Here is a 19172-nt window from a genome sequence, read left to right as displayed (position 1 = left end):
GTTTAACTAGAGTAGGGAGGGATTAGTCATGTATGCAAAGATGCATCCGCTGGCAGAAGAAAAAGTGTTCAAAGATCCGGTTCACAAATATATCTACGTCCAGGATGAAACCATTTGGAGCCTTATCAACACCCGGGAATTCCAACGACTTCGGCGCATACGCCAGCTAGGTACCTCCTATCTGACTTTTCATGGTGCCGAGCATAGCCGGTTCTCTCATTCGCTTGGCGTGTATGAAATTACACGAAAGATTATTTCTCAGTTTGAGCGGGGGGGTTATTCCGATTGGCCCCAAGATGAGAAACTTGTTTCTCTTTGCGCCGCTCTGCTGCATGACGTTGGTCATGGCCCGTTCTCTCATTCCATCGAGGAGTTATTCGATACCCATCACGAGGAATGGACATGTCGTATATTATTAGAAGAAACGGAAATCAACGAAGTGCTGCGAAGGGTCGATCCGTCCTTTCCGGAGCAGGTTGCAGCGGTTATTTGCAAGTCCTACGAGCGACCCATTGTCATGAGTCTTGTCTCCAGTCAGATGGATGCCGACCGGATGGATTATCTGCTGCGGGACGCTTATTTTACAGGCGTTAATTACGGCACTTTCGATCTGGAGCGGATCCTTCGCGTGCTTCGCCCTCATAAGGGGCAAATCGTCGTCAAGGAAAGCGGAATGCATGCCGTAGAAGATTATTTAATGTCCCGTTACCAGATGTATTGGCAGGTTTATTTTCACCCGGTTACCCGCAGCTCCGAAATCATTCTCAGGCAAATCTTTCGCAGAGCCAAGGAGCTTTATGGAAGCAGCTACGGCTTTGCTTGGATGATTGGACCCCTCGAGCAGTTGTTTAACGGTACAATAAATGTGGATGGGTATCTATCACTTGATGAAGCGCTTGTCCAAACCGCATTCGTCCAGTGGCAGAAGGAAGCCGATCCGATACTCGCCGACTTGTGTCGCCGGTTCTTAAACCGTAAACTATATAAGTATGTCACCATGGACGAGGCGAATGAAACGTTGTGGCAGCAGATTCGTGAGGAATTGCAATCGGTCGGTCTCCATCCCGCGTACGATCTTGAAATCGACTTCCCGTTCGATTTGCCTTACGATGTCTATCGGCCAGGCGCGGCCATTTCAGAAAAAGACGAAAAACCGCCGATTCTGCTTCTCGATCAGGAGGAGCGGCTGTCCGAAATATCGGCAAAATCCGATATAATTCGCTCCATTACCGGCCTTCACCGGGGGAAATATCACCTGTATTTCCCGGAGGAAAAACTGCGTGGAACAGCGGCGGATTTATCGCAAACTGTCCGTGATGTATTTGGTCTTTAATGTAGAAAGGAGCTTGTTACAATTGATGTTAATCGACACACACACCCATTTGGATTCCTATAAATTCGACGAAGACCGCACAGAGGTCATCGAAAGAGCTCGAGCCGCCGGGATTGAGAAATTGATAAATATTGGATTCAATCGCGAAACGATTCCGACAACGATGGAGCTGGCTGAACGTTATGATTTTATCTATGCCGTCGTCGGCTGGCATCCCGTGGACAGCATTGATATGCTTCCTGAGGATCTAGATTGGATCGCCTCGCTCTGCGAGCATAAGAAGGTCGTGGCGATCGGCGAAATCGGCCTTGATTACCACTGGGATACGTCTCCGAAGGATGTTCAGCAGCGGGTTTTCCGGCAGCAGATTGAGTTGGCCAAGCAGAAGAAGCTGCCAATCGTGATTCATAACCGCGATGCTCATGAAGATGTCGTTCGTATTTTGAAAGAAGAGGGTGCCGCAGAGGTCGGCGGCGTCATGCATTGTTACTCCGGCAGCTGGGAAACGGCCAAGCAATGCCTGGATATGAACTTCTATATTTCGTTCGGGGGACCGGTCACTTTTCAGAATGCACGGGTCCCCAAAGAGGTGCTCGCACGCGTGCCGCTGGACCGTCTTCTCATCGAAACGGATTCCCCATATTTGGCACCTCATCCCTATCGTGGAAAGCGGAATGAATCGGCATATGTACGGTTGGTTGCCGAGGCCGCAGCGGAAATAACAGGGAAATCTTTGGAAGAAATATCCAAAATTACGACTGAGAATGCATTAAGATGTTTTAACATCAGGTGAAAAGAGCTCTGAGAGTAAGGATTTGGGACTAATCTTGCGAAAAAACTAATTTTCGATCAAGAAATCGCCAGTTTTTCATGAGTTTATCCATAAAATTCGTTAAAATCGTCATTAATCGCTTCTTTACAATTTGGAGCAAAAGACGGTATCATTCATCTCAGAGCTTTTGAAACATTGTATTCCTTTTCCAATAACGCTTAGTCTCCAGTATGGAGAGCGGGGGAACCAAGTGCGTACGCTCAAGGTTATTTTTTAGCGTATGTCTGTTGAATTCTTCTTGGGGTGAATTTTTGCAGCGGCGCGTTTGTGGTGTGAAGTGCCGAAGTGCGAATAGGGCGACTCTCTTGCCCGAACCCGACAGCTAACCTCGCAAGCGTAAATAGAGAGATCAACCTCGTGCATCCATTCCATGCTACCTGTATTTTGGGGAAGCCACGAAACAGATCCTCTGTCGTCGGCTTCTTTTTATTTTGAATAATGCGTAAACTGACGACATAGGGTGTATCATGGAGGTGGGCATAGGGAAGAGCGTGCGTGCACGCTAAATCTAACTAGTCGCGTCAAATTTAATCATGCATAATTCGACGGCGGGGCTATGTAAGGAGGACCGATGAAGTGGGCCAACTCCAGCTTAAGGACACCCATGGGAAACGATCATCCAGCATGTCTTTCGCATTGCGATGGAAGCATGAGAACTTGCGTTTAATCATTCTAAGCGCTATGATCTCAATCGCTATGACTTTCATGTTTCTGGTGTTGTTGTACGGGACGGCTGACAAGCGCGTGTCCGTAGTAGTGAATGGACAAGAAAACATTGTTGAAACTAAACAATGGGTCCTTCAACGCCTACTGGATGAACAAGCCATCACGATTGGACCGAACGATAAAGTGTCCATGCCTATGAATGCAGGCGTAAGGGACGGCGACCGTATTGTTATTGATCATGCGGTGCCGCTTACCGTGAAGGCTGACGGCAAGGTAAGAACGTTGTACACGACAGAAAGAACAGTACAGGAAGCGATCGATCAGGCTAACATATCGATTCGCAGTCAAGACAAGGTGCTCCCTTCCTTGGATATGACGATCAAGCCGAATATGACCGTTACGGTCGTTCGGATCGATAAGCACCTCGCGCAGAATGCGTACACAGTGCCGTTCACGGTCGTCAAGAAGGAAGACCCTGCCTTGCCGCAAGGAAAACAGAAGTTAATGCAGGTCGGCAAAGAGGGTACCGTTGTAAAGCGTTACGAGAAGGTGTTTGCGGACGGGAAGTTAGTTTCGCATACGCTCGTTTCGAAGATGACGCAAGCGACGGCTATCAATCAGGTCGTGGCCGTTGGAACGAAGAAACCGGAGCCGAAGGTTACGGTGCTGTCCGCAAAGTCGCCGACTATGGCGACGATGACGAAGAAGGGCGTTACGTTTAAGTCGAAGAAAGTCTTAAAGAATGTGACGTTAACCGCTTATACAGCGGGAGTAGAATCAACCGGCAAGAGTAAGACACATCCACAGTATGGAATTACAGCCTCTGGCGCACGCGTTCAGGAAGGACGTACCATTGCGGTCGATCCGAAGGTAATTCCAATTGGCTGGTGGGTCTATATCGAAGGGATCGGCTTCCGCCGTGCGGAAGACACCGGCAGCGCGATCAAAGGCAATAAGATCGACGTTTATTTTGACAGCGAGAAGTATGCCGATCGATTCGGACGGAAGAAGGGCTTCACGGTGTATGTACTGGGTCCGAAGAAGCCGGAAGCGATCTAACTTTCGCAGCTGTGATTAAATTTTATCGTATTTCAAAAGGAAATATGCCATCATAAGGGAGAGGCGATGCCTCTTCTTTTTGTATGTTTGTCTAGAGGGGATGAAGGAACGGCATGATCAAGGAAATCATTGTCGTGGAGGGCAAAGACGATACAGTTGCCATTAAGCGCGCACTTGAAGCAGAGACGATTGAGACAGGCGGTTCTGCGGTCGGTGAGGACGTATTGAGAAGAGTTGCGCTCGCTCAGCAGCGCAGAGGCGTCATCATCTTTACGGACCCTGATCATGCAGGAGAACGAATCCGTAAAATCGTCGCACAGCGGGTGCCGGGCTGCAAGCATGCGTTTCTGCCACAGGAAGAGGCGCTCTATAAAGGGGACATCGGGGTAGAGAATGCTTCGCCGGAAGCGATAAGACGGGCGCTCGCGAATGTGCGCACAGAAATCGCTGAAGGGCAAGCGGAAGTAATACCCGAGATTACTTGGGATGACTTGATGAAGGCCGGTCTGCTTGTGAACGCTCAAGCATCGGACCGGCGGCTCAGAATGGGCAACTTACTCGGTATCGGATATGCGAATGGGAAGCAGTTCTATAAGCGCTGTACCATGTTCCGGATAACGCGCGAAGAATTCCAATTAGCGTTATCGCGAATGGAGCAGGAGATCGGGGGGAGCGGGTCATGACACAGGCAGATGTAGCGACGCCTAAACGAACACGGGATATTATCGCAAAGTATGGCTTCTCGTTTAAGAAAAGTCTGGGACAGAACTTCTTGATCGATCAAAATGTTCTGCGGAATATTGTTGAAGCAGCGGAGCTCGACAAGACGAAGGGTGCACTTGAGATTGGTCCGGGAATCGGTGCGCTCACACAGCATCTGGCCGAGACGGCCGGCCGTGTGACTGCGGTAGAAATCGATCAGCGGCTCATCCCGATTCTACATGATGTATTCCAAGGGACAGAGAATGTTCACGTGGAGCATGGCGACGTGCTCAAGCTGGACTTGCGTGGGCTGCTGGAGCAGCAATTCGTAGGACTGACCGGAGTGAGCGTTGTGGCGAACCTGCCTTATTACGTCACGACACCTATTCTGATGAAGCTGCTGGAGGAGAAGCTGCCTCTTGAGAATATCGTCGTTATGATCCAGAAGGAAGTGGCAGTAAGGATGGCTGCAAAGCCAGGCGGCAAAGAGTATGGCAGCCTGAGCGTCGCTGTTCAGTATTATTGCGTGCCTGAGCTGGTCTGTACGGTGCCGCATACGGTGTTTATCCCACAGCCGAACGTCGACTCGGCGGTGATTAAGCTTAAGCTGAGGGACAAGCCGCCTGTTGAAGTAGCGGATGAGGATCATTTCTTCCGTACTGTGCAGGCGAGCTTCGCTCAACGGCGGAAGACCATCGCCAATAACCTGTCGGCCTTCATTGGCAAAGCCAATCGCGACAAGGTGGTTCCGCTGCTTGAGGGCTGCGGAATTGATCCGGCCCGCCGCGGCGAGACGTTATCGATTGTGGAATTCGCTGCAGTTAGTCATGCGCTGCAGCAAGCAGGCTTCTAAATGCAAGCTTTGACGATGAGTCAATCTCCAGCCATGGGGATTGGCTCTTTTTCACTATATAGATCAGATAGCAGGAATACCCGATTACATAGGGACCATAGCTCCATATTTGCCCTCTAAGGGTTTTGGGCGTACCTTGGGGGCACCAACAGCCATGTCCGCCCATAGGATAGACGAAGAGGTGATTTGCCCATGAAGCAGGGGGACCTGGTCGTCCGCAAATCGTATGGCGGGGACGTGCTATTTCGTATTGCCATCATGAACCAACAATTCGCTACGCTAAAGGGCACGGATTACCGGCTGCTTGCAGACGCGCCGATTCCCGACTTGTCCGTCGTGCGTGATCCCGAGTTTACGGGTGCGGCCAAGCAAGTGAGAATCAAAGTGAATGAATCGATGCGGCGAATGCATGAGCAGCGGCAACAGCAGGTGCAGAAGGATGAAGAGGAGCTTAGGCGTGCATTGAATCAGGGCGCGCCTTATTTTGAAGTACCCGGCAAAGTGCTGCATTTGGACGGGGATGCCAACTATTTGAAAAAAAGCATGCAGCTGTATACGCAGATGAGAGTGCCCGCGCATGGTATTTATGCCCACGAATCACAAATGCCTGATCTGGTGTACCGTCTTCTGCCGCAAGTGAAACCCGATATTATTGTGATAACTGGGCATGATGGAGTGCTCAAGAGCCGTGAACCGAGCGATTTATACAGCTTGGCCAGCTACAAGAATTCACAAAACTTCGTCAATGCGGTAAGAATCGCCCGTGATTACGAGAAGAGCCGTGACGGGCTCATTGTGGTGGCTGGCGCCTGCCAGTCACACTTTGAAGCGCTGCTACAGTCAGGGTCGAATTTCGCGAGTTCTCCAGGGCGTGTATTGATCCACGCGCTGGACCCGGTTTACGTCGCAATCAAAGCAAGTTACACGTCCATTCGCGATACAATCAACCTTTCGGATGTCATTAACGGCACGATTAGCGGGATCGATGGAATGGGTGGAATCGAGACATTGGGTAAATATCGAGTCGGTCTACCGAAGCCTAAAACGCTGACGAGTGTGAAGCCAACTGTTTAATATGCGGCAAAAGAAATGAAATATGCATAATTCGAATAAAAATAGTTAATTGGATGTTGACAATTTGTTTACTTCGCTGTTATAATATAAAATTTTGACAAACCACCTCACTCGCGTTATAATGGACAAGGAAAGAGGTGGTAGTGGACAATGGCAAAAAATGCGCTGTTGGAGATCAAACGCAGTTTGGAGGCCCATGTTGGCTCCAAGATACGTCTTCGAGCTAACGGAGGCCGCCGAAAGACCATCGAACGAACAGGTGTACTGGAAGAAATCTACCCTTCTGTTTTTATTGTGAAACTTGATCAGGAACAGCATGCGTTCAAGCGTGTCTCCTACAGCTATGCGGACATCTTAACCGAATCGGTTGAAGTGACCGTGGATAGCGATGACGGACAGGTTCGCATTACTTATTTGCAATAGACGAAATAACCGAGCGCGGGTGCATTAAACGTTAACCAACCAGGGTTGTAACGCTGGCAGGAGATAACGCTTAACGTACGACCGTGTTCTTTTTTTTGCCATTGGACAAGCCGCATGAGGAAATGGAATTCACGCATACTAACTATAATCTATAGCGTGAAGGAGGCCTTCTCACAATGAGTCGGAGACGTCGCAGTATCATGAGCGAACAGTTAAAATACGAACTGGCCAAAGATCTAGGGTTCTATGATACCGTTCAAAAAGAGGGCTGGGGCGGTATTCGTGCCAAGGATGCTGGAAATATGGTGAAGCGGGCGATTCAGATGGCTGAGCAAGCAGCAGCGAAGCAGACGGCTCAGCCTGGCCAACAGGCTGCCTATGTGCCGCAGACACAGCAGTCTATGCAATCGACCTATGTGCAGCCGCAGCAGAGCCAATACGTACCAGCGTCCTCTAACGGCATACCTAGTCCTAACACCGGACGAAGGTCATTCTAAATTGGAGCGTTCAGCTGCCAAAACCGGATAAGACAGACAATAAGCTAAGACGTCAAGCGAGGCATTTTGCATATGCTTCGAATGCGTCTTAGCTTTTCTTATGGCCTTTTGTTAAAATAGGGGTTAGTCTATATGGATAAGTCAACGTTAACGAACGGGTGAAGACGACAAATGAAAATTTATGAGAAAGCCCCGGCCAAAATCAATCTGCTCCTCGACGTTCTGCGTAAACGCGAAGACGGGTTTCACGAAGTGGAAATGATTATGACCATGGTCGATTTGGCGGATCGCCTGGAGATGGAAGAATTGCCCCGGGACAGCATTATGATATCAAGCCAAGCCGGATATATTCCGCTGGATGAGAAGAACTTGGCATTCCAGGCGGCCAAGCTTATTAAAGATCGGTACGATGTGCGCAAAGGCGTGTACATTCATTTGGATAAGAAGATTCCCGTGGCTGCCGGTCTTGCTGGCGGCAGCAGCGATGCGGCGGCTACGCTGAGGGGATTGAACCGGCTGTGGGGCCTGGGAATCTCCGAGGCTGAACTGTGCGTGCTTGGCGCAGAGCTAGGATCTGACGTACCGTTCTGTGTGACAGGAGGTACAGCCATCGCTACGGGACGCGGAGAGAAGCTGGAAAGAATCAGCAACCCGCCGCAGTGCTGGGTTGTGCTCGCCAAACCGCCAATCAACGTATCGACCGCGGACGTATATGGTAAATTTCGCGCTAACGAGTTGAAGCAGCATCCTTCCAAAGCGAATATGCTTAATGCGATCTCACACGGATCGTTCACGGACATATGCGAAAACCTCGGAAATGTACTGGAAACGGTTACCCTACAGCTCTATCCGGAGGTGCTGCAGCTGAAAGAAAGCATGGAACGGCTCGGCGCCGATGGCGTGTTGATGTCAGGCAGCGGCCCAACCGTGTTCGGCCTCGTAAGCAAGGAAGCGAAGGTATCCCGCATCTATAATGGATTAAGAGGATACTGCAAAGAAGTGTATGTGGTAAGAATGCTGACATGAACCCAACGTTGTTCTTGATTAAATCCGTATAAAAATGATATATTATCATTATAATATTCGGATTTAGGTAGGGGAGTAGCGCCTTGAAAAAATTGAAACGAAGTGCAAGGTTAGTGGAGATGACACAGTACCTGCTTATGCGCCCCCATACGTTAATTTCGCTAACAGCGTTTGCCGACCGTTACCAATCGGCCAAGTCGTCCATCAGTGAGGATCTTGCTATTATTAAAGAGGTATTCGAAGAAGAGGGCCTCGGCGAGCTTCATACGCTGGCGGGTGCGGCTGGCGGGGTAAAGTACATGCCCAAGATGGATAAGAACGAAGCCAAGACCATTATTGAGCGTGTCTGCCATCAATTGGAACAGCCTGAGAGAGTGCTGCCCGGCGGTTATTTGTATCTTACTGATCTGCTTGGACAGCCAGGCCTTCTGGCGGATGTGGGACGAATGTTCGCAACCGCTTTCGCTGGTCGCGATATCGATGTCATTATGACGGTTGAGACGAAGGGGATCCCGCTGGCTTATGCCACGGCCTCCTGTATGAACTTACCAGTCGTTATCGTTCGGCGGGATAATAAAGTAACGGAAGGTTCGGCCGTAAGCATCAACTACGTATCAGGGTCCACGAAGCGGATTCAGACGATGTCACTTGCCCGCCGCGCGCTGAAGGAGCAATCCCGGGTTCTGATTATCGACGATTTCATGAAAGCCGGGGGAACGGTCCAAGGCATGATGGATTTATTATTTGAGTTCAATGCGAAGGTGGCTGGTGTCGGCGTATTCGTGGAATCCGGAGAGCTTGGAACGGAAGAGCGTCTTCTGGAGGATTATGTATCGCTTGCTAAGCTGACCTCCGTCGATCTGAGAACGAAACAGATGACGATCGTACCTGGTAATTTCTTTGACTAAATAGGAGGGTTACACCCATGAAGCATCAACTCCAAATCGTGTCCACCGATCAGGCTCCTGCCGCTATCGGACCATACTCGCAAGCAATGAAGCTCGGTAACCTGTTGTTTACCTCGGGGCAAATTCCGCTGACGGCCGAAGGCGTACTCGTCGAGGGCGGCGTAGAGGAGCAGACGCATCAGGTGTTCCGCAACCTTGAAGCGGTTCTGGCTGAAGCGGGCGCGAAGTTCGCTGATGTGGCGAAAGCAACGGTATTTATTAAAGATATGAATCAGTTCGCAGCGATCAATGCGATCTACGCTTCCTACTTCGGAGACCATAAACCGGCACGATCAACGGTAGAGGTTGCTCGCTTACCGAAGGATGTTCTTGTCGAAATTGAGCTAATTGCATCGATAAAAGTCGAATAAAATCGAAAGATATTAACACAAAAAATTTTTTTTAAAAGAAGCGACTTATTTTCCAAAAACATGAAGGGATTTGCATTGCAATGTGGAATTATACACCAAGTCTTCGATGAGGCAAAGGTGGTGAACACAAGTGCAAATTACCGATGTCAGACTCCGCCGTGTAAATTCCGAAGGACGCATGAAGGCTATTGCTTCGATTACCATTGACAACGAATTTGTCGTTCACGATATACGCGTGATCGACGGTAACAATGGAATGTTCGTAGCAATGCCAAGCAAGCGTACTCCGGATGGGGAATTCCGCGATATCGCGCATCCGATTTCTTCAACTACCCGTGAGAAGATTCAAGCAGCCGTACTCGCAGAATACGAGCGCGCCGCCACGGAGGAAGAAGTGATCGAAGAAGGAGCGTAAGTGATGGAAGTGGGGTACCATAAACAGTCCGAACGCCCTAGGCGTGCGAGTATGTTTATGCGGTTACAAAGCGATGCTGAGAAAGGGCTAAGCCCAGACTGGTATTGCGCTTGAGGAAAAGGGAGCCTTTAGGCTCTCTTTTCTTTTGTGTACGAATACGCTATAGTTTGTAGAGAATTTCCCAAGAAGAAACGGCTCATGCTATCATTTGAGGGCGTAGTTGGTTCTAGGATACACAGGCCTATTGTTGGTCTACCCAGGAGGGATATGAATCATGAAAGTTATGGCAATCGTCCTCGCTGCGGGACAGGGCAAGCGGATGAAATCGAAATTATATAAGGTACTCCATCAGGTATGCGGCAAGCCCATGCTGGGCCATGTACTGCAAACCGTTCGTGAAGCGGAATGTGAGCGGACTGTCGTTGTAGTCGGCCATGGAGCAGAAGCCGTGAAGGCATATGTTGGCGGCAGTGCCGAATTCGTGCTGCAAGAGAAGCAGCTGGGGACCGGCCATGCCGTAATGCAGACCGAAGAGCTGCTCGCAGGGGAGGACGGTACAACGGTTCTTCTATACGGCGATACGCCGCTCGTCACGTCCGGTACGATTCAAGCGCTGCTGGACATTCACGCGCGTACGAAAGCGGCTGCGACCGTATTAACGGCGATCATGCCAAATCCGCATGGACTTGGTCGTATTATTCGTGACGAAGCAGGCCGTGTCCAACGTATTGTGGAGCAGAAGGATTGCACACCAGAGCAGACGGCCATCAACGAAATCAACACAGGCATGTATTGCTTCGATAATCGTAAGCTGTTCGAAGCACTCAAGCTGGTGACCAATGATAATGCACAGGGCGAATATTATTTGACGGACGTCTTGGAAATATTGAACCAAACAGGCGAGACTGTCGAGGCCTACTGTGCACCGGACTTTGCCGAGGGGATTGGCGTCAATGACCGCGTAGGTCTAGCTGAGGCCGAGCAGCTAATGCGTGAGCGTATCGTGCGCCGGCATCAAGTGGAAGGTGTAACGGTCATTGATCCGTTGTCTACTTACATCGAGGCAGATGTTGTTATTGGAGCGGATACGGTCCTGCATCCGGGTACTTACCTGCGCGGCGTGACGAAAGTTGGCGAAGACTGTGTAATCGGTCCGAATGCGGATATTACCGACACCACGATCGGCAGCGGGGTTACCGTGAAGCATTCTGTCATCGCAGAATCCGAAATCGGTGATACGAGCGCAGTAGGCCCGTTTGCCAACCTCCGTCCCGGCTCTAAGCTTGGCGCAGGCTGTAAAATCGGGGACTTCGTGGAGCTGAAGAATACGGAGCTTGGCGATGGCAGCAAGGTGTCGCATCTGAGCTATGTTGGTGACGCCAAGGTAGGCAAAGATGTGAATATCGGCTGCGGCGCAATTACGGTGAATTATGACGGGTTTAACAAGTCCTTAACGGAGATTGGCGATGACGCATTCGTCGGCAGTAACGTCAATCTAATCGCCCCTGTGAAGGTCGGCGAAGGTGCCTATATCGTTGCAGGCTCAACCATCACCAAGGATGTTCCCGCAGGCGATATGGCAATTGCTCGCGAACGCCAGGTGAATAAAACCGGTTACGCAGAAAAAATTCGCGGCCGGGCGAAGGCGAAGAAAGAGAATGCGAAGAAAAATTAATCCAAGCTAAGCGCAGCGCAAGCGTGTAGTTTATGAAGAGTCCGGCAGTCCGGCCAGCGGGTAGTTACCATCCGCTGGCCGGACTTTGTTGTTTAATAAGGCGGACAAAGGGGTAAGAATATATGGATATCAATTTATGAAGTGGAAGCGAATGCTTCACTAGCATGTCGCCTTTTTGCTGAGGCTTCATCGAGGATTCGCTGAAAATTTTGAGGAGGTCTCCATTATGGCATTAGCGATTAAGGCCACAGAACGGACTACAGGTACGCGGGGAGAACTAAACCAATTACGCAAGCAAGGCAGCATTCCTGGTGTCGTGTACGGAAAAAACTTAACAAAACCACTCAGTATTGCAGTGGAAGAGAAGGAACTGCTTCATATGCTTCGTTCCCATCCAAACGCAGTTATTGAGCTTGATGTCACGGGCGGGGGTAAACAACCGGTTATGATGACCGAGGTACAGCGCGATCCGCTGTCCCGGACCGTGCTCCATATCGATTTTCATCAAATTAATATGAACGAAGAAGTAAAAACGGCCGTTCGTCTCGACGTAACAGGCGAGTCGCCGGGCGTGAAGGAAGGCGGCATCCTGCAGGTGATGCTTCACGAGCTGGAAGTACAATGCTTGCCGAATAAAATTCCGGAATCGGTAGACGTGGATATTTCGAGCCTTGCCGTCGGGGAGAATGTTCTGGTGGGCGATTTGAAGCTGCCGGAGGGTGTAACCTCCAGAGTGGACGGAGAAAACGTTGTGGTAGCCGTCCTGGCGCCGCAGAAGGAGCTGTCCGAAGAGGAAGCCGAGGATGCTGCTGTCGAGGCCAACGAAGCCAGTGAGCGCGCCGAGGAAGCTCAGAGGGATGAAGTCGACAAAGAGTAAGAAGAATAAGGGAAGTGCTGCTAAGCTAGCAGTACTTCCCTTTTCAATTGCTCGCAGAAAGATTTCCCCTAGGGGCAGCCTTGCGTTCGTTGTAAGAATAGGTAATATTATAGTTAATAACCGGGGCGGGAAACAAAGGTAAATTGCATACGGTTGTAGAACACATTATTAACCTTGATGAAGCCTTCCGAATACTGCTCTACGTAGCCGATGTCACTATGCTCTCTGCCGTAATAAATTTGAATAGGGACTTGATGCTCGTGATGATCCTTGAAGTGTAAATCGGCAAATATCAATTGACCGTTCGCATACATTCGATGACGCTCCTTTACCTTAAAGATTAATGGCACTCAGCCGTTTCTATACATATGACAATCGGCGAAGATGATTCGTTGCATAATTACAAAAAGTTTACAAGTTTTTTGGGTTTAACATCCATCACCTTACAAAATAAAAAAGGCCGCTGCTCGGATTTTCCCACAATAAGGGGGGCCGATCGGCCGTTTAGGAGTGAAGATAGCCGCATGAAATGGATTGTCGGATTAGGCAACCCCGGCACGGCATATGCGAATACCCGTCATAATGTCGGTTTTATGGCCGTGGATGCCCTGGCCAAACGGTTTGGCATCAGCGTAACGCAGAGCAAGAGCAAGGGGCTGCTCGGGGAAGGCAATATAGCAGGCACGAAGGTGGTGCTCCTCAAGCCGATGACCTTTATGAATTTGTCAGGCGAATCGGTTCGGGGGTTCATGGATTATTACAAGGCAGATCTTGCCGATCTTATTGTCGTCTACGACGACCTGGATACCGAGATCGGTAAGATCAGGCTCCGTTACCAAGGAAGCGCGGGCGGACATAATGGCATCAAATCCATCATTCAACATACGGGGACGCAAATATTCAATCGGGTACGAATGGGGATATCAAGGCCGCAACCTGGCATGAAAATCGCAGACTATGTGTTATCCAACTTTCCCAAGAGCGAGACGGATCAGGTCGCTTCTATGATTGACCAGACCTGTGATGCCATTGAATACGCGCTCAAGCATCCGTTTGACCAGACGATGGCCCGGTATAACCGTTAGATTTCGGTAAAACCGGGCATACTGAGGGTATAACGTACCTTCAGGAGGCATACTATGGCTGTAAACTACATTTGTCGTCACTGCAAGACGGCAATCGGGTCGATTGAAAACGCGCAGGTATCTGAATTACAGCTGGGTTTCCATTTCTTGACCCCCGATGAACGCAGCGATATAATAGCGTATAACCCAAACGGGGACGTCACAGTTAAAGTGATCTGCGACTATTGTCGCGAGGCGCTTGAAGCGAATCCAGAGCTGTCTCTGGTGGCCAATCCGCTGCAATAAGGGTGCCTGTGGAACAAACGCAGGAGTCTTGGCGTAAGTCCGAGGCTCCTTTTGTGAGTGCAGGATCAAAATTTAGTTTTAGTAATGCGTGAAAGTGGCATTTGCAACAAAGTATAGGATGTCGCTATGCTTTTTTCTTCTTTCTGTGTAACTCTCCCTATCTGATCGTTCGTCTGTGGAATTGAAACGAGGTGCCTGTACGTTGAAAGCATTACTAGCGGCTTATGCTGCGGATACGGATTTTCAAACCGTCGTGTCCGGAATACAGAAAGGGATGCGCGAGCAGCTCATCTCCGGTCTTGCGGGTTCGTCGCGTCAAGTTATGATCGCGGCACTCGGGCAAGAGCTGAACCGGCCGATGGTTGTTGTCACCCACAATATGTTCGCGGCGCAGAAGATTGCCGAGGACTTAGTTGAATGTTTGTCGCCAAATGATGTGCTGTTATATCCAGCCAATGAATTAGTCGCTGCGGAAGCAGCCATATCGAGCCCCGAGACGCTTGCCCAGCGGATGGATGTATTAATCCGCCTATCGCAAGGGTATCGCGGGATCATTGTCGTGCCGTTCTCAGGCGTCCGGCGCTATTTGCCGATCCCGGAAGTGATGGCAACAGCCCACGCCCGGCTGAAGGTCGGTGAAACAACGCCGTTGGAAGCGTTCTTACGGCAGTTGGTAGAGCTGGGCTATACGCGTGTGGACAAAGTCGAGGGTAAGGGAGAAATGAGTGTACGCGGCGGCATTGTCGATGTTTACCCGCTTACGTCTGTTCATCCATACCGAATCGAATGGTTCGATGACGAAGTAGACTCTATCCGTACTTTCGATCCGGTGGATCAACGCTCCATCGATAAGCTGGACAGCTACGTTGTACCGCCATGCCAGGAGATACTGGCGGATTCCCAGCGGTTTGACAATGCGGCCCAGCAGGCATCCGTACTGCTGGAACAGCAGCTGGAGAAGATGACGGACCGCACGGCCAAGGACCGGCTTCGCACGGAGATGGGCGCAGAGATCGAGAAGCTGCGTCAGCACACCTACTTTCCTGAAATCTATAAATATATTGCATTGCTCTACCCTGAGCGCCAGACGCTCTTCGACTATGTGCCCCAGGATACGCTGCTCATCTATGACGAGCCTACGAGACTCATCGAGACGGGCCGCCAGCTGGAGCGGGACGAGGCCGAATGGGCAACGCATCTGCTCCAGAATGGCAAATCGCTTCCGGGCTTCTCACTTGCCAGACCATCGGAGGACGTGCTGTACCACCGTCCTTATCCGACCTTGTTTCTATCGCTTTTCTTAAGACAAATCCCGCATACGCAGCCGCAGAACATTCTGAATGTCGTGAGCCGGGCCATGCAAAACTTTCATGGTCAAATGAATGTTCTGAAGGCCGAGATGGAGAGGTGGAAGAAGGCAGGGGCGCAGGTACTCATGCTGGCGGGCAACGCCGAGCGGATGGACCGGATGCGCCGCGTCCTGCAGGACTACGGCATTGAGCCGCCTCAGCTCATCGAGGGCAATCTTCAGTCGGGCTTCGAGCTGCCGTCCATCCATCTGATTGTAATCACCGAAGGCGAGATGTTCTCGCAGAAGCAGCGGAAGGCGCGGCGCGTCGACAAGAAAGTTGATAATGCCGAGCGGATCAAGAGTTACACCGAGCTGAAGGTCGGCGATTACGTCGTTCACCAGAATCATGGGATCGGCAAATATGTCGGTATTGGCACATTGGAGATCGCCGGTATTCACAAGGACTATATTCATATTCTGTATGCGGGCGGCGATAAGCTGTCCGTGCCAATCGAGCAAATTGACTTGATTCAGAAGTATGTAGGCTCCGAAGAGAAGGAACCGAAGGTCTATAAGCTGGGCGGCAGCGAATGGACGCGCGTCAAGAACAAAGTGCGTACCTCCGTGAAGGACATTGCCGACGAGCTTATTAAGCTGTATGCGGACCGGCAGTCGACGACCGGATTTGCATTCGGTCCGGACACGTCCTATCAGCAGGAATTCGAAGCCATGTTCCCGTATGACGAGACGCGCGACCAGCTCCGTGCGATTACCGAAATTAAGCAGGATATGCAGACAGGCCGGCCGATGGACCGTCTGCTGTGCGGCGACGTCGGTTACGGCAAGACGGAGGTTGCGGTGCGCGCTGCCTTCAAGGCTGCAATCGAAGGGAAGCAGGTCGCGATTCTGGTTCCGACGACCATTCTCGCGCAGCAGCACTATGAGACATTCCGTGAGCGCTACTCAGGCTTTCCGTTCAATATTCAAGTGCTCAGCCGTTTCCGCTCCAAGAAGGAGCAGAATGATACGATGAAGGGGCTGAAGGCGGGGACGGTCGATGTCGTCATCGGGACACACCGGCTGTTGTCGCAGGATGTTATTTTCAAAGACCTGGGATTGCTCATCGTTGACGAAGAGCAGCGTTTCGGCGTTTCTCATAAAGAGAAGCTGAAGCGCTTGAAGACGAATGTGGACGTGCTGACTCTTACGGCAACGCCAATTCCGCGTACGCTCCATATGTCGATGCTCGGCGTGCGCGATCTGTCGGTCATCGAGACTCCGCCGGAGAACCGCTTCCCGGTGCAGACGTATGTGGTCGAGTATAGTCCCGCGCTTGTCCGTGAATCGATCGAGCGGGAGCTGGCGCGCGGCGGTCAGGTTTATTACCTGTACAATCGCGTGCAGGGTATCTACCAGATGGCGGAGCAGATTAATATGCTTGTGCCGGAGGCCCGCGTTGCGGTCGGACATGGGCAAATGTCGGAGCAGGAGCTGGAGAAGACGATTCTGGACTTTCTCGATGGGGAGTCGGATGTGCTCGTCAGCACGAGCATTATTGAGACAGGCGTTGATATTCCGAACGTAAACACGCTGATCGTGCACGATGCGGATAAGATGGGCTTGTCGCAGCTGTACCAGCTTCGTGGACGTGTCGGACGCTCGAATCGCATCGCTTATGCGTATTTCACCTATCAGCGGGACAAAGTGCTCACTGAGGTTGCGGAGAAACGGCTGCAGTCGATTAAAGAATTTACGGAGCTGGGGTCGGGCTTCAAAATCGCAATGAGGGACTTGGCCATCCGCGGTGCGGGCAATCTGCTTGGAGCGGAGCAGCACGGCTTTATTGCCTCGGTGGGATTTGATCTTTATTCCCAAATGCTGGCCGATGAGATTGCCCAGCGCAAAGCGGGCATGGAAGGTGCCGAGGTGGCGCCGCTGAAGGAAGTAAGCACCGTGATCGACATGAGCATAGACGCGTACTTGCCCTCGGCGTATATTTACGATAGCATACAGAAGATAGAGATTTATAAAAAAGTGGCGGTTACACGTTCATTGGAAGAAGCTGAAGATTTGCGTGAGGAGCTTATCGACCGTTTCGGCGATTTGCCTCAGGCAGTAGACAACTTACTCGCAGTGGCGAGATTGAAAGTGTTCGGTGCGGCATGCGGGATCGAACAGATTAGCCAGCGGGGTGACGATCTCATCCTGAAATTTGCAGAACGTGAGAAGAAGCGATTCGAGACGAAGAAAATCGATTTGCTCTGCTTACAATTCGAGAACCGCTTTATGCGTTCGACCGGTCAGGAATCGTATCCGTTCATTCAACTGAAGGGTAAGGGATTGGAGATCGAACAAAAGCTGGAGCTGCTGGAGCGTTTTTTGATGCAATACAAGGACACCATTCAATCGAAAGGGGAACTACAAGATGTTGCGCACTAAACTATTGAAAAAAGGGATATTGCTCGCGCTAACGGCTGTCCTCGTCATTGTACTGGCGGCAGGCTGCGGCAAGAAGGAAGAGACGCCTAATAACGGAGGCACTAACGGAGAGAAGCCCGCAACCGGGCAGACGAAGGCACCGGGCGAAGGAGAAGGCAAAGTGATTGCGACCTACAAGGACGGCACGATTACGGACGGTGAATTCAACAAGTATACGTCGTTCTTCGGAATTGTGAATCCACAAACCGCGATGTACCTTTCCATTCCACAGCTGAAGGAACAATTTCTGCGGGAATATATCGGTTACAAAGTTTTAAGCTCACGCCTGACTCCGACAGATGAAGAGAAGAAGAAAACGCAGGAAGAAACCGATGCGTTCTATACCCAAGTCAAGACAGCCATGGAGCAGAATCCGGAATTGAAGAAGACGCTGGACGATGCCAAGCTGACCGAGGCCGATATCAAATACTTCTACAACATGATCATGGCGATCATGAAGAGCGAAGAAAGCAAAGTAACGGATGACCAAGTGAAGACGTATTTCGAGAAAACGAAAGACGACTATAATGTCATAACGGCAAGACATATCCTTGTTGCAACGGCCGATGCTTCGACAGGTGAAGAGCTGCGCACGGAAGAGGAAGCGCTCAAGCGCGCGAAAAATGTCAAGGCGAAGCTCGACGCAGGCGGCGATTGGAATGCCCTTGCCAAGGAATTCTCCGATGACGGCGGCTCGAAGGAAAAGGGCGGCTTGTACGAGAGTCAAGAAGCCAAGGCATGGGTTCCTGAATTTAAAGACGCAGCCAACAAGCAGGAAATCAACAAAATTGGAGAACCGGTCAAAACCGACTATGGCTATCACGTCATCAAGGTTGAGAAGCGCGAATCGACTGCGTTCGATAAGCTGACCGATGAGAAGAAGCTGACGCTTAAACAAACCGTTGCTTCCGAGAATCTGAATGCTTTCATGACCACGGAGCTGCCTGGTCTCATTACGAAGATCGACCTGCCGCAGGAAGAAGCGCCGGCTGGTGATGGAGCAACGAATGGCGGAGCCGCTAATGACGGAGCGACCAATGGCGGTACAACAAACGGTGGCGCAACCAACAATGGCAAAACGAATGAGGCGCCAACAGACGATAAGAAGGAAGAAACCAAATAACGTGGATTCCACGGTGCTTGAGGACCTGTCCGATTTAGAATCGGATAGGTCCTTTTCTGCCACCGCGAGAAGTCTGCGAACGGCAGTTGATTCCAGGCACCCGAAATGCGTCAGGATATGACGTTAGTCGCGTGCATAAGAAAATGGGAGGGGATGAATA

General features: G+C 50.7%; 18 protein-coding genes, 1 pseudogene and 1 riboswitch. Of the genes and pseudogenes, 18 read left to right on the top strand and 1 reads right to left on the bottom strand.

Annotation, left to right across the window (positions count from 1 at the left end; genetic code table 11):
* The first annotated feature begins 28 nt into the window (after positions 1–28).
* The 14 genes and pseudogenes from NNL21_RS34010 to NNL21_RS33945 all read left to right on the top strand — a co-directional run bounded on the left by NNL21_RS34010 (position 29) and on the right by NNL21_RS33945 (position 12750).
* On the top strand, positions 29–1333 hold the full coding sequence (locus NNL21_RS34010) for an HD domain-containing protein (RefSeq protein WP_256555667.1): 1305 nt from the start codon (positions 29–31) through the stop codon (positions 1331–1333).
* Between the two features lie 25 nt (positions 1334–1358).
* Entirely contained in the window at positions 1359–2126 is a 768-nt protein-coding gene (locus NNL21_RS34005) for a TatD family hydrolase (RefSeq protein WP_204822633.1), read from the top strand.
* A 184-nt stretch (positions 2127–2310) separates the two neighbouring features.
* A riboswitch (cyclic di-AMP (ydaO/yuaA leader) is annotated at positions 2311–2518 on the top strand.
* A gap of 223 nt (positions 2519–2741) precedes the next feature.
* Positions 2742–3890, top strand: coding sequence for a resuscitation-promoting factor (locus NNL21_RS34000; protein ID WP_204822583.1), 1149 nt, complete (start codon positions 2742–2744; stop codon positions 3888–3890).
* A gap of 113 nt (positions 3891–4003) precedes the next feature.
* On the top strand, positions 4004–4573 hold the full coding sequence (gene rnmV, locus NNL21_RS33995; RefSeq protein ID WP_204822584.1) for a ribonuclease M5: 570 nt from the start codon (positions 4004–4006) through the stop codon (positions 4571–4573).
* Positions 4570–5445 (top strand): 16S rRNA (adenine(1518)-N(6)/adenine(1519)-N(6))-dimethyltransferase RsmA, encoded by an 876-nt coding sequence (gene rsmA, locus NNL21_RS33990; RefSeq protein ID WP_204822585.1) that lies wholly within the window; start codon positions 4570–4572, stop codon positions 5443–5445. The genes rnmV and rsmA overlap by 4 nt, the downstream gene beginning before the upstream one ends.
* A gap of 192 nt (positions 5446–5637) precedes the next feature.
* On the top strand, positions 5638–6519 hold the full coding sequence (gene yabG, locus NNL21_RS33985; protein ID WP_204822586.1) for a sporulation peptidase YabG: 882 nt from the start codon (positions 5638–5640) through the stop codon (positions 6517–6519).
* Between the two features lie 150 nt (positions 6520–6669).
* Complete coding sequence (veg, locus tag NNL21_RS33980) at positions 6670–6942, top strand: biofilm formation stimulator Veg (RefSeq protein ID WP_204822587.1); 273 nt, start codon at positions 6670–6672, stop codon at positions 6940–6942.
* Positions 6943–7118: 176 nt separating this feature from the next.
* Positions 7119–7292, top strand: a pseudogene (locus tag NNL21_RS33975) (small, acid-soluble spore protein, alpha/beta type); the annotation flags it as partial.
* Between the two features lie 318 nt (positions 7293–7610).
* Entirely contained in the window at positions 7611–8465 is an 855-nt protein-coding gene (gene ispE / locus NNL21_RS33970) for a 4-(cytidine 5'-diphospho)-2-C-methyl-D-erythritol kinase (protein ID WP_204822589.1), read from the top strand.
* A gap of 83 nt (positions 8466–8548) precedes the next feature.
* Positions 8549–9373: a pur operon repressor gene (gene purR, locus NNL21_RS33965; protein WP_204822590.1), complete on the top strand. Its 825-nt coding sequence runs from the start codon at positions 8549–8551 to the stop codon at positions 9371–9373.
* Positions 9374–9390: 17 nt separating this feature from the next.
* Positions 9391–9783 (top strand): RidA family protein, encoded by a 393-nt coding sequence (locus NNL21_RS33960; RefSeq protein WP_204822591.1) that lies wholly within the window; start codon positions 9391–9393, stop codon positions 9781–9783.
* Between the two features lie 130 nt (positions 9784–9913).
* A complete protein-coding gene (gene spoVG / locus NNL21_RS33955) occupies positions 9914–10198 on the top strand; it encodes a septation regulator SpoVG (protein WP_018759486.1) in 285 nt (94 codons plus the stop codon).
* Between the two features lie 274 nt (positions 10199–10472).
* Positions 10473–11873: a bifunctional UDP-N-acetylglucosamine diphosphorylase/glucosamine-1-phosphate N-acetyltransferase GlmU gene (gene glmU / locus NNL21_RS33950; protein WP_204822592.1), complete on the top strand. Its 1401-nt coding sequence runs from the start codon at positions 10473–10475 to the stop codon at positions 11871–11873.
* A 226-nt stretch (positions 11874–12099) separates the two neighbouring features.
* Positions 12100–12750, top strand: coding sequence for a 50S ribosomal protein L25/general stress protein Ctc (locus NNL21_RS33945; protein ID WP_204822593.1), 651 nt, complete (start codon positions 12100–12102; stop codon positions 12748–12750).
* Between the two features lie 113 nt (positions 12751–12863).
* On the opposite strand, the gene NNL21_RS33940 is transcribed toward NNL21_RS33945, so the two are convergent.
* Entirely contained in the window at positions 12864–13064 is a 201-nt protein-coding gene (locus tag NNL21_RS33940) for a hypothetical protein (RefSeq protein ID WP_204822594.1), read from the bottom strand.
* A gap of 210 nt (positions 13065–13274) precedes the next feature.
* Here NNL21_RS33940 and pth point away from each other — a divergent pair, with 210 nt between their 5' ends.
* From pth to NNL21_RS33920, 4 genes are all read left to right on the top strand, one after another.
* The gene (gene pth, locus NNL21_RS33935) at positions 13275–13835 is read left to right on the top strand and encodes an aminoacyl-tRNA hydrolase (RefSeq protein ID WP_204822595.1); all 561 of its coding nucleotides are present in this window, start codon (positions 13275–13277) and stop codon (positions 13833–13835) included.
* Between the two features lie 54 nt (positions 13836–13889).
* Positions 13890–14120, top strand: coding sequence for an anti-sigma-F factor Fin (gene fin, locus NNL21_RS33930; protein WP_204822596.1), 231 nt, complete (start codon positions 13890–13892; stop codon positions 14118–14120).
* 202 nt (positions 14121–14322) lie between these two features.
* Positions 14323–17850 (top strand): transcription-repair coupling factor, encoded by a 3528-nt coding sequence (gene mfd / locus NNL21_RS33925; RefSeq protein WP_204822597.1) that lies wholly within the window; start codon positions 14323–14325, stop codon positions 17848–17850.
* Entirely contained in the window at positions 17837–19012 is a 1176-nt protein-coding gene (locus NNL21_RS33920; RefSeq protein ID WP_204822598.1) for a peptidylprolyl isomerase, read from the top strand. Before mfd ends, NNL21_RS33920 begins: the two co-directional genes overlap by 14 nt.
* Positions 19013–19172 lie beyond the last annotated feature (160 nt).

It is taken from the genome of Paenibacillus mendelii, assembly GCF_024498075.1.
Classification (GTDB): domain Bacteria; phylum Bacillota; class Bacilli; order Paenibacillales; family Paenibacillaceae; genus Paenibacillus_Z; species Paenibacillus_Z mendelii.
The sequence above is the reverse complement of the archived record's forward strand: the minus strand, read 5'-3'. Positions and strand labels throughout refer to the sequence as shown.

Excerpts from the sequence above, each read along its gene's own strand:
- NNL21_RS33945 (WP_204822593.1), top strand. The coding sequence starts at position 12,100 with ATGGCATTAGCGATTAAGGCCACAGAACGGACTACAGGTACGCGGGGA.
- rsmA (WP_204822585.1), top strand. The coding sequence starts at position 4,570 with ATGACACAGGCAGATGTAGCGACGCCTAAACGAACACGGGATATTATC.
- NNL21_RS33960 (WP_204822591.1), top strand. The coding sequence starts at position 9,391 with ATGAAGCATCAACTCCAAATCGTGTCCACCGATCAGGCTCCTGCCGCT.
- NNL21_RS33920 (WP_204822598.1), top strand. The coding sequence starts at position 17,837 with ATGTTGCGCACTAAACTATTGAAAAAAGGGATATTGCTCGCGCTAACG.
- veg (WP_204822587.1), top strand. The coding sequence starts at position 6,670 with ATGGCAAAAAATGCGCTGTTGGAGATCAAACGCAGTTTGGAGGCCCAT.
- rnmV (WP_204822584.1), top strand. The coding sequence starts at position 4,004 with ATGATCAAGGAAATCATTGTCGTGGAGGGCAAAGACGATACAGTTGCC.
- NNL21_RS33940 (WP_204822594.1), bottom strand. The coding sequence starts at position 13,064 with ATGTATGCGAACGGTCAATTGATATTTGCCGATTTACACTTCAAGGAT.
- pth (WP_204822595.1), top strand. The coding sequence starts at position 13,275 with ATGAAATGGATTGTCGGATTAGGCAACCCCGGCACGGCATATGCGAAT.
- NNL21_RS34010 (WP_256555667.1), top strand. The coding sequence starts at position 29 with ATGTATGCAAAGATGCATCCGCTGGCAGAAGAAAAAGTGTTCAAAGAT.
- ispE (WP_204822589.1), top strand. The coding sequence starts at position 7,611 with ATGAAAATTTATGAGAAAGCCCCGGCCAAAATCAATCTGCTCCTCGAC.
- fin (WP_204822596.1), top strand. The coding sequence starts at position 13,890 with ATGGCTGTAAACTACATTTGTCGTCACTGCAAGACGGCAATCGGGTCG.
- glmU (WP_204822592.1), top strand. The coding sequence starts at position 10,473 with ATGAAAGTTATGGCAATCGTCCTCGCTGCGGGACAGGGCAAGCGGATG.
- yabG (WP_204822586.1), top strand. The coding sequence starts at position 5,638 with ATGAAGCAGGGGGACCTGGTCGTCCGCAAATCGTATGGCGGGGACGTG.
- NNL21_RS34005 (WP_204822633.1), top strand. The coding sequence starts at position 1,359 with ATGTTAATCGACACACACACCCATTTGGATTCCTATAAATTCGACGAA.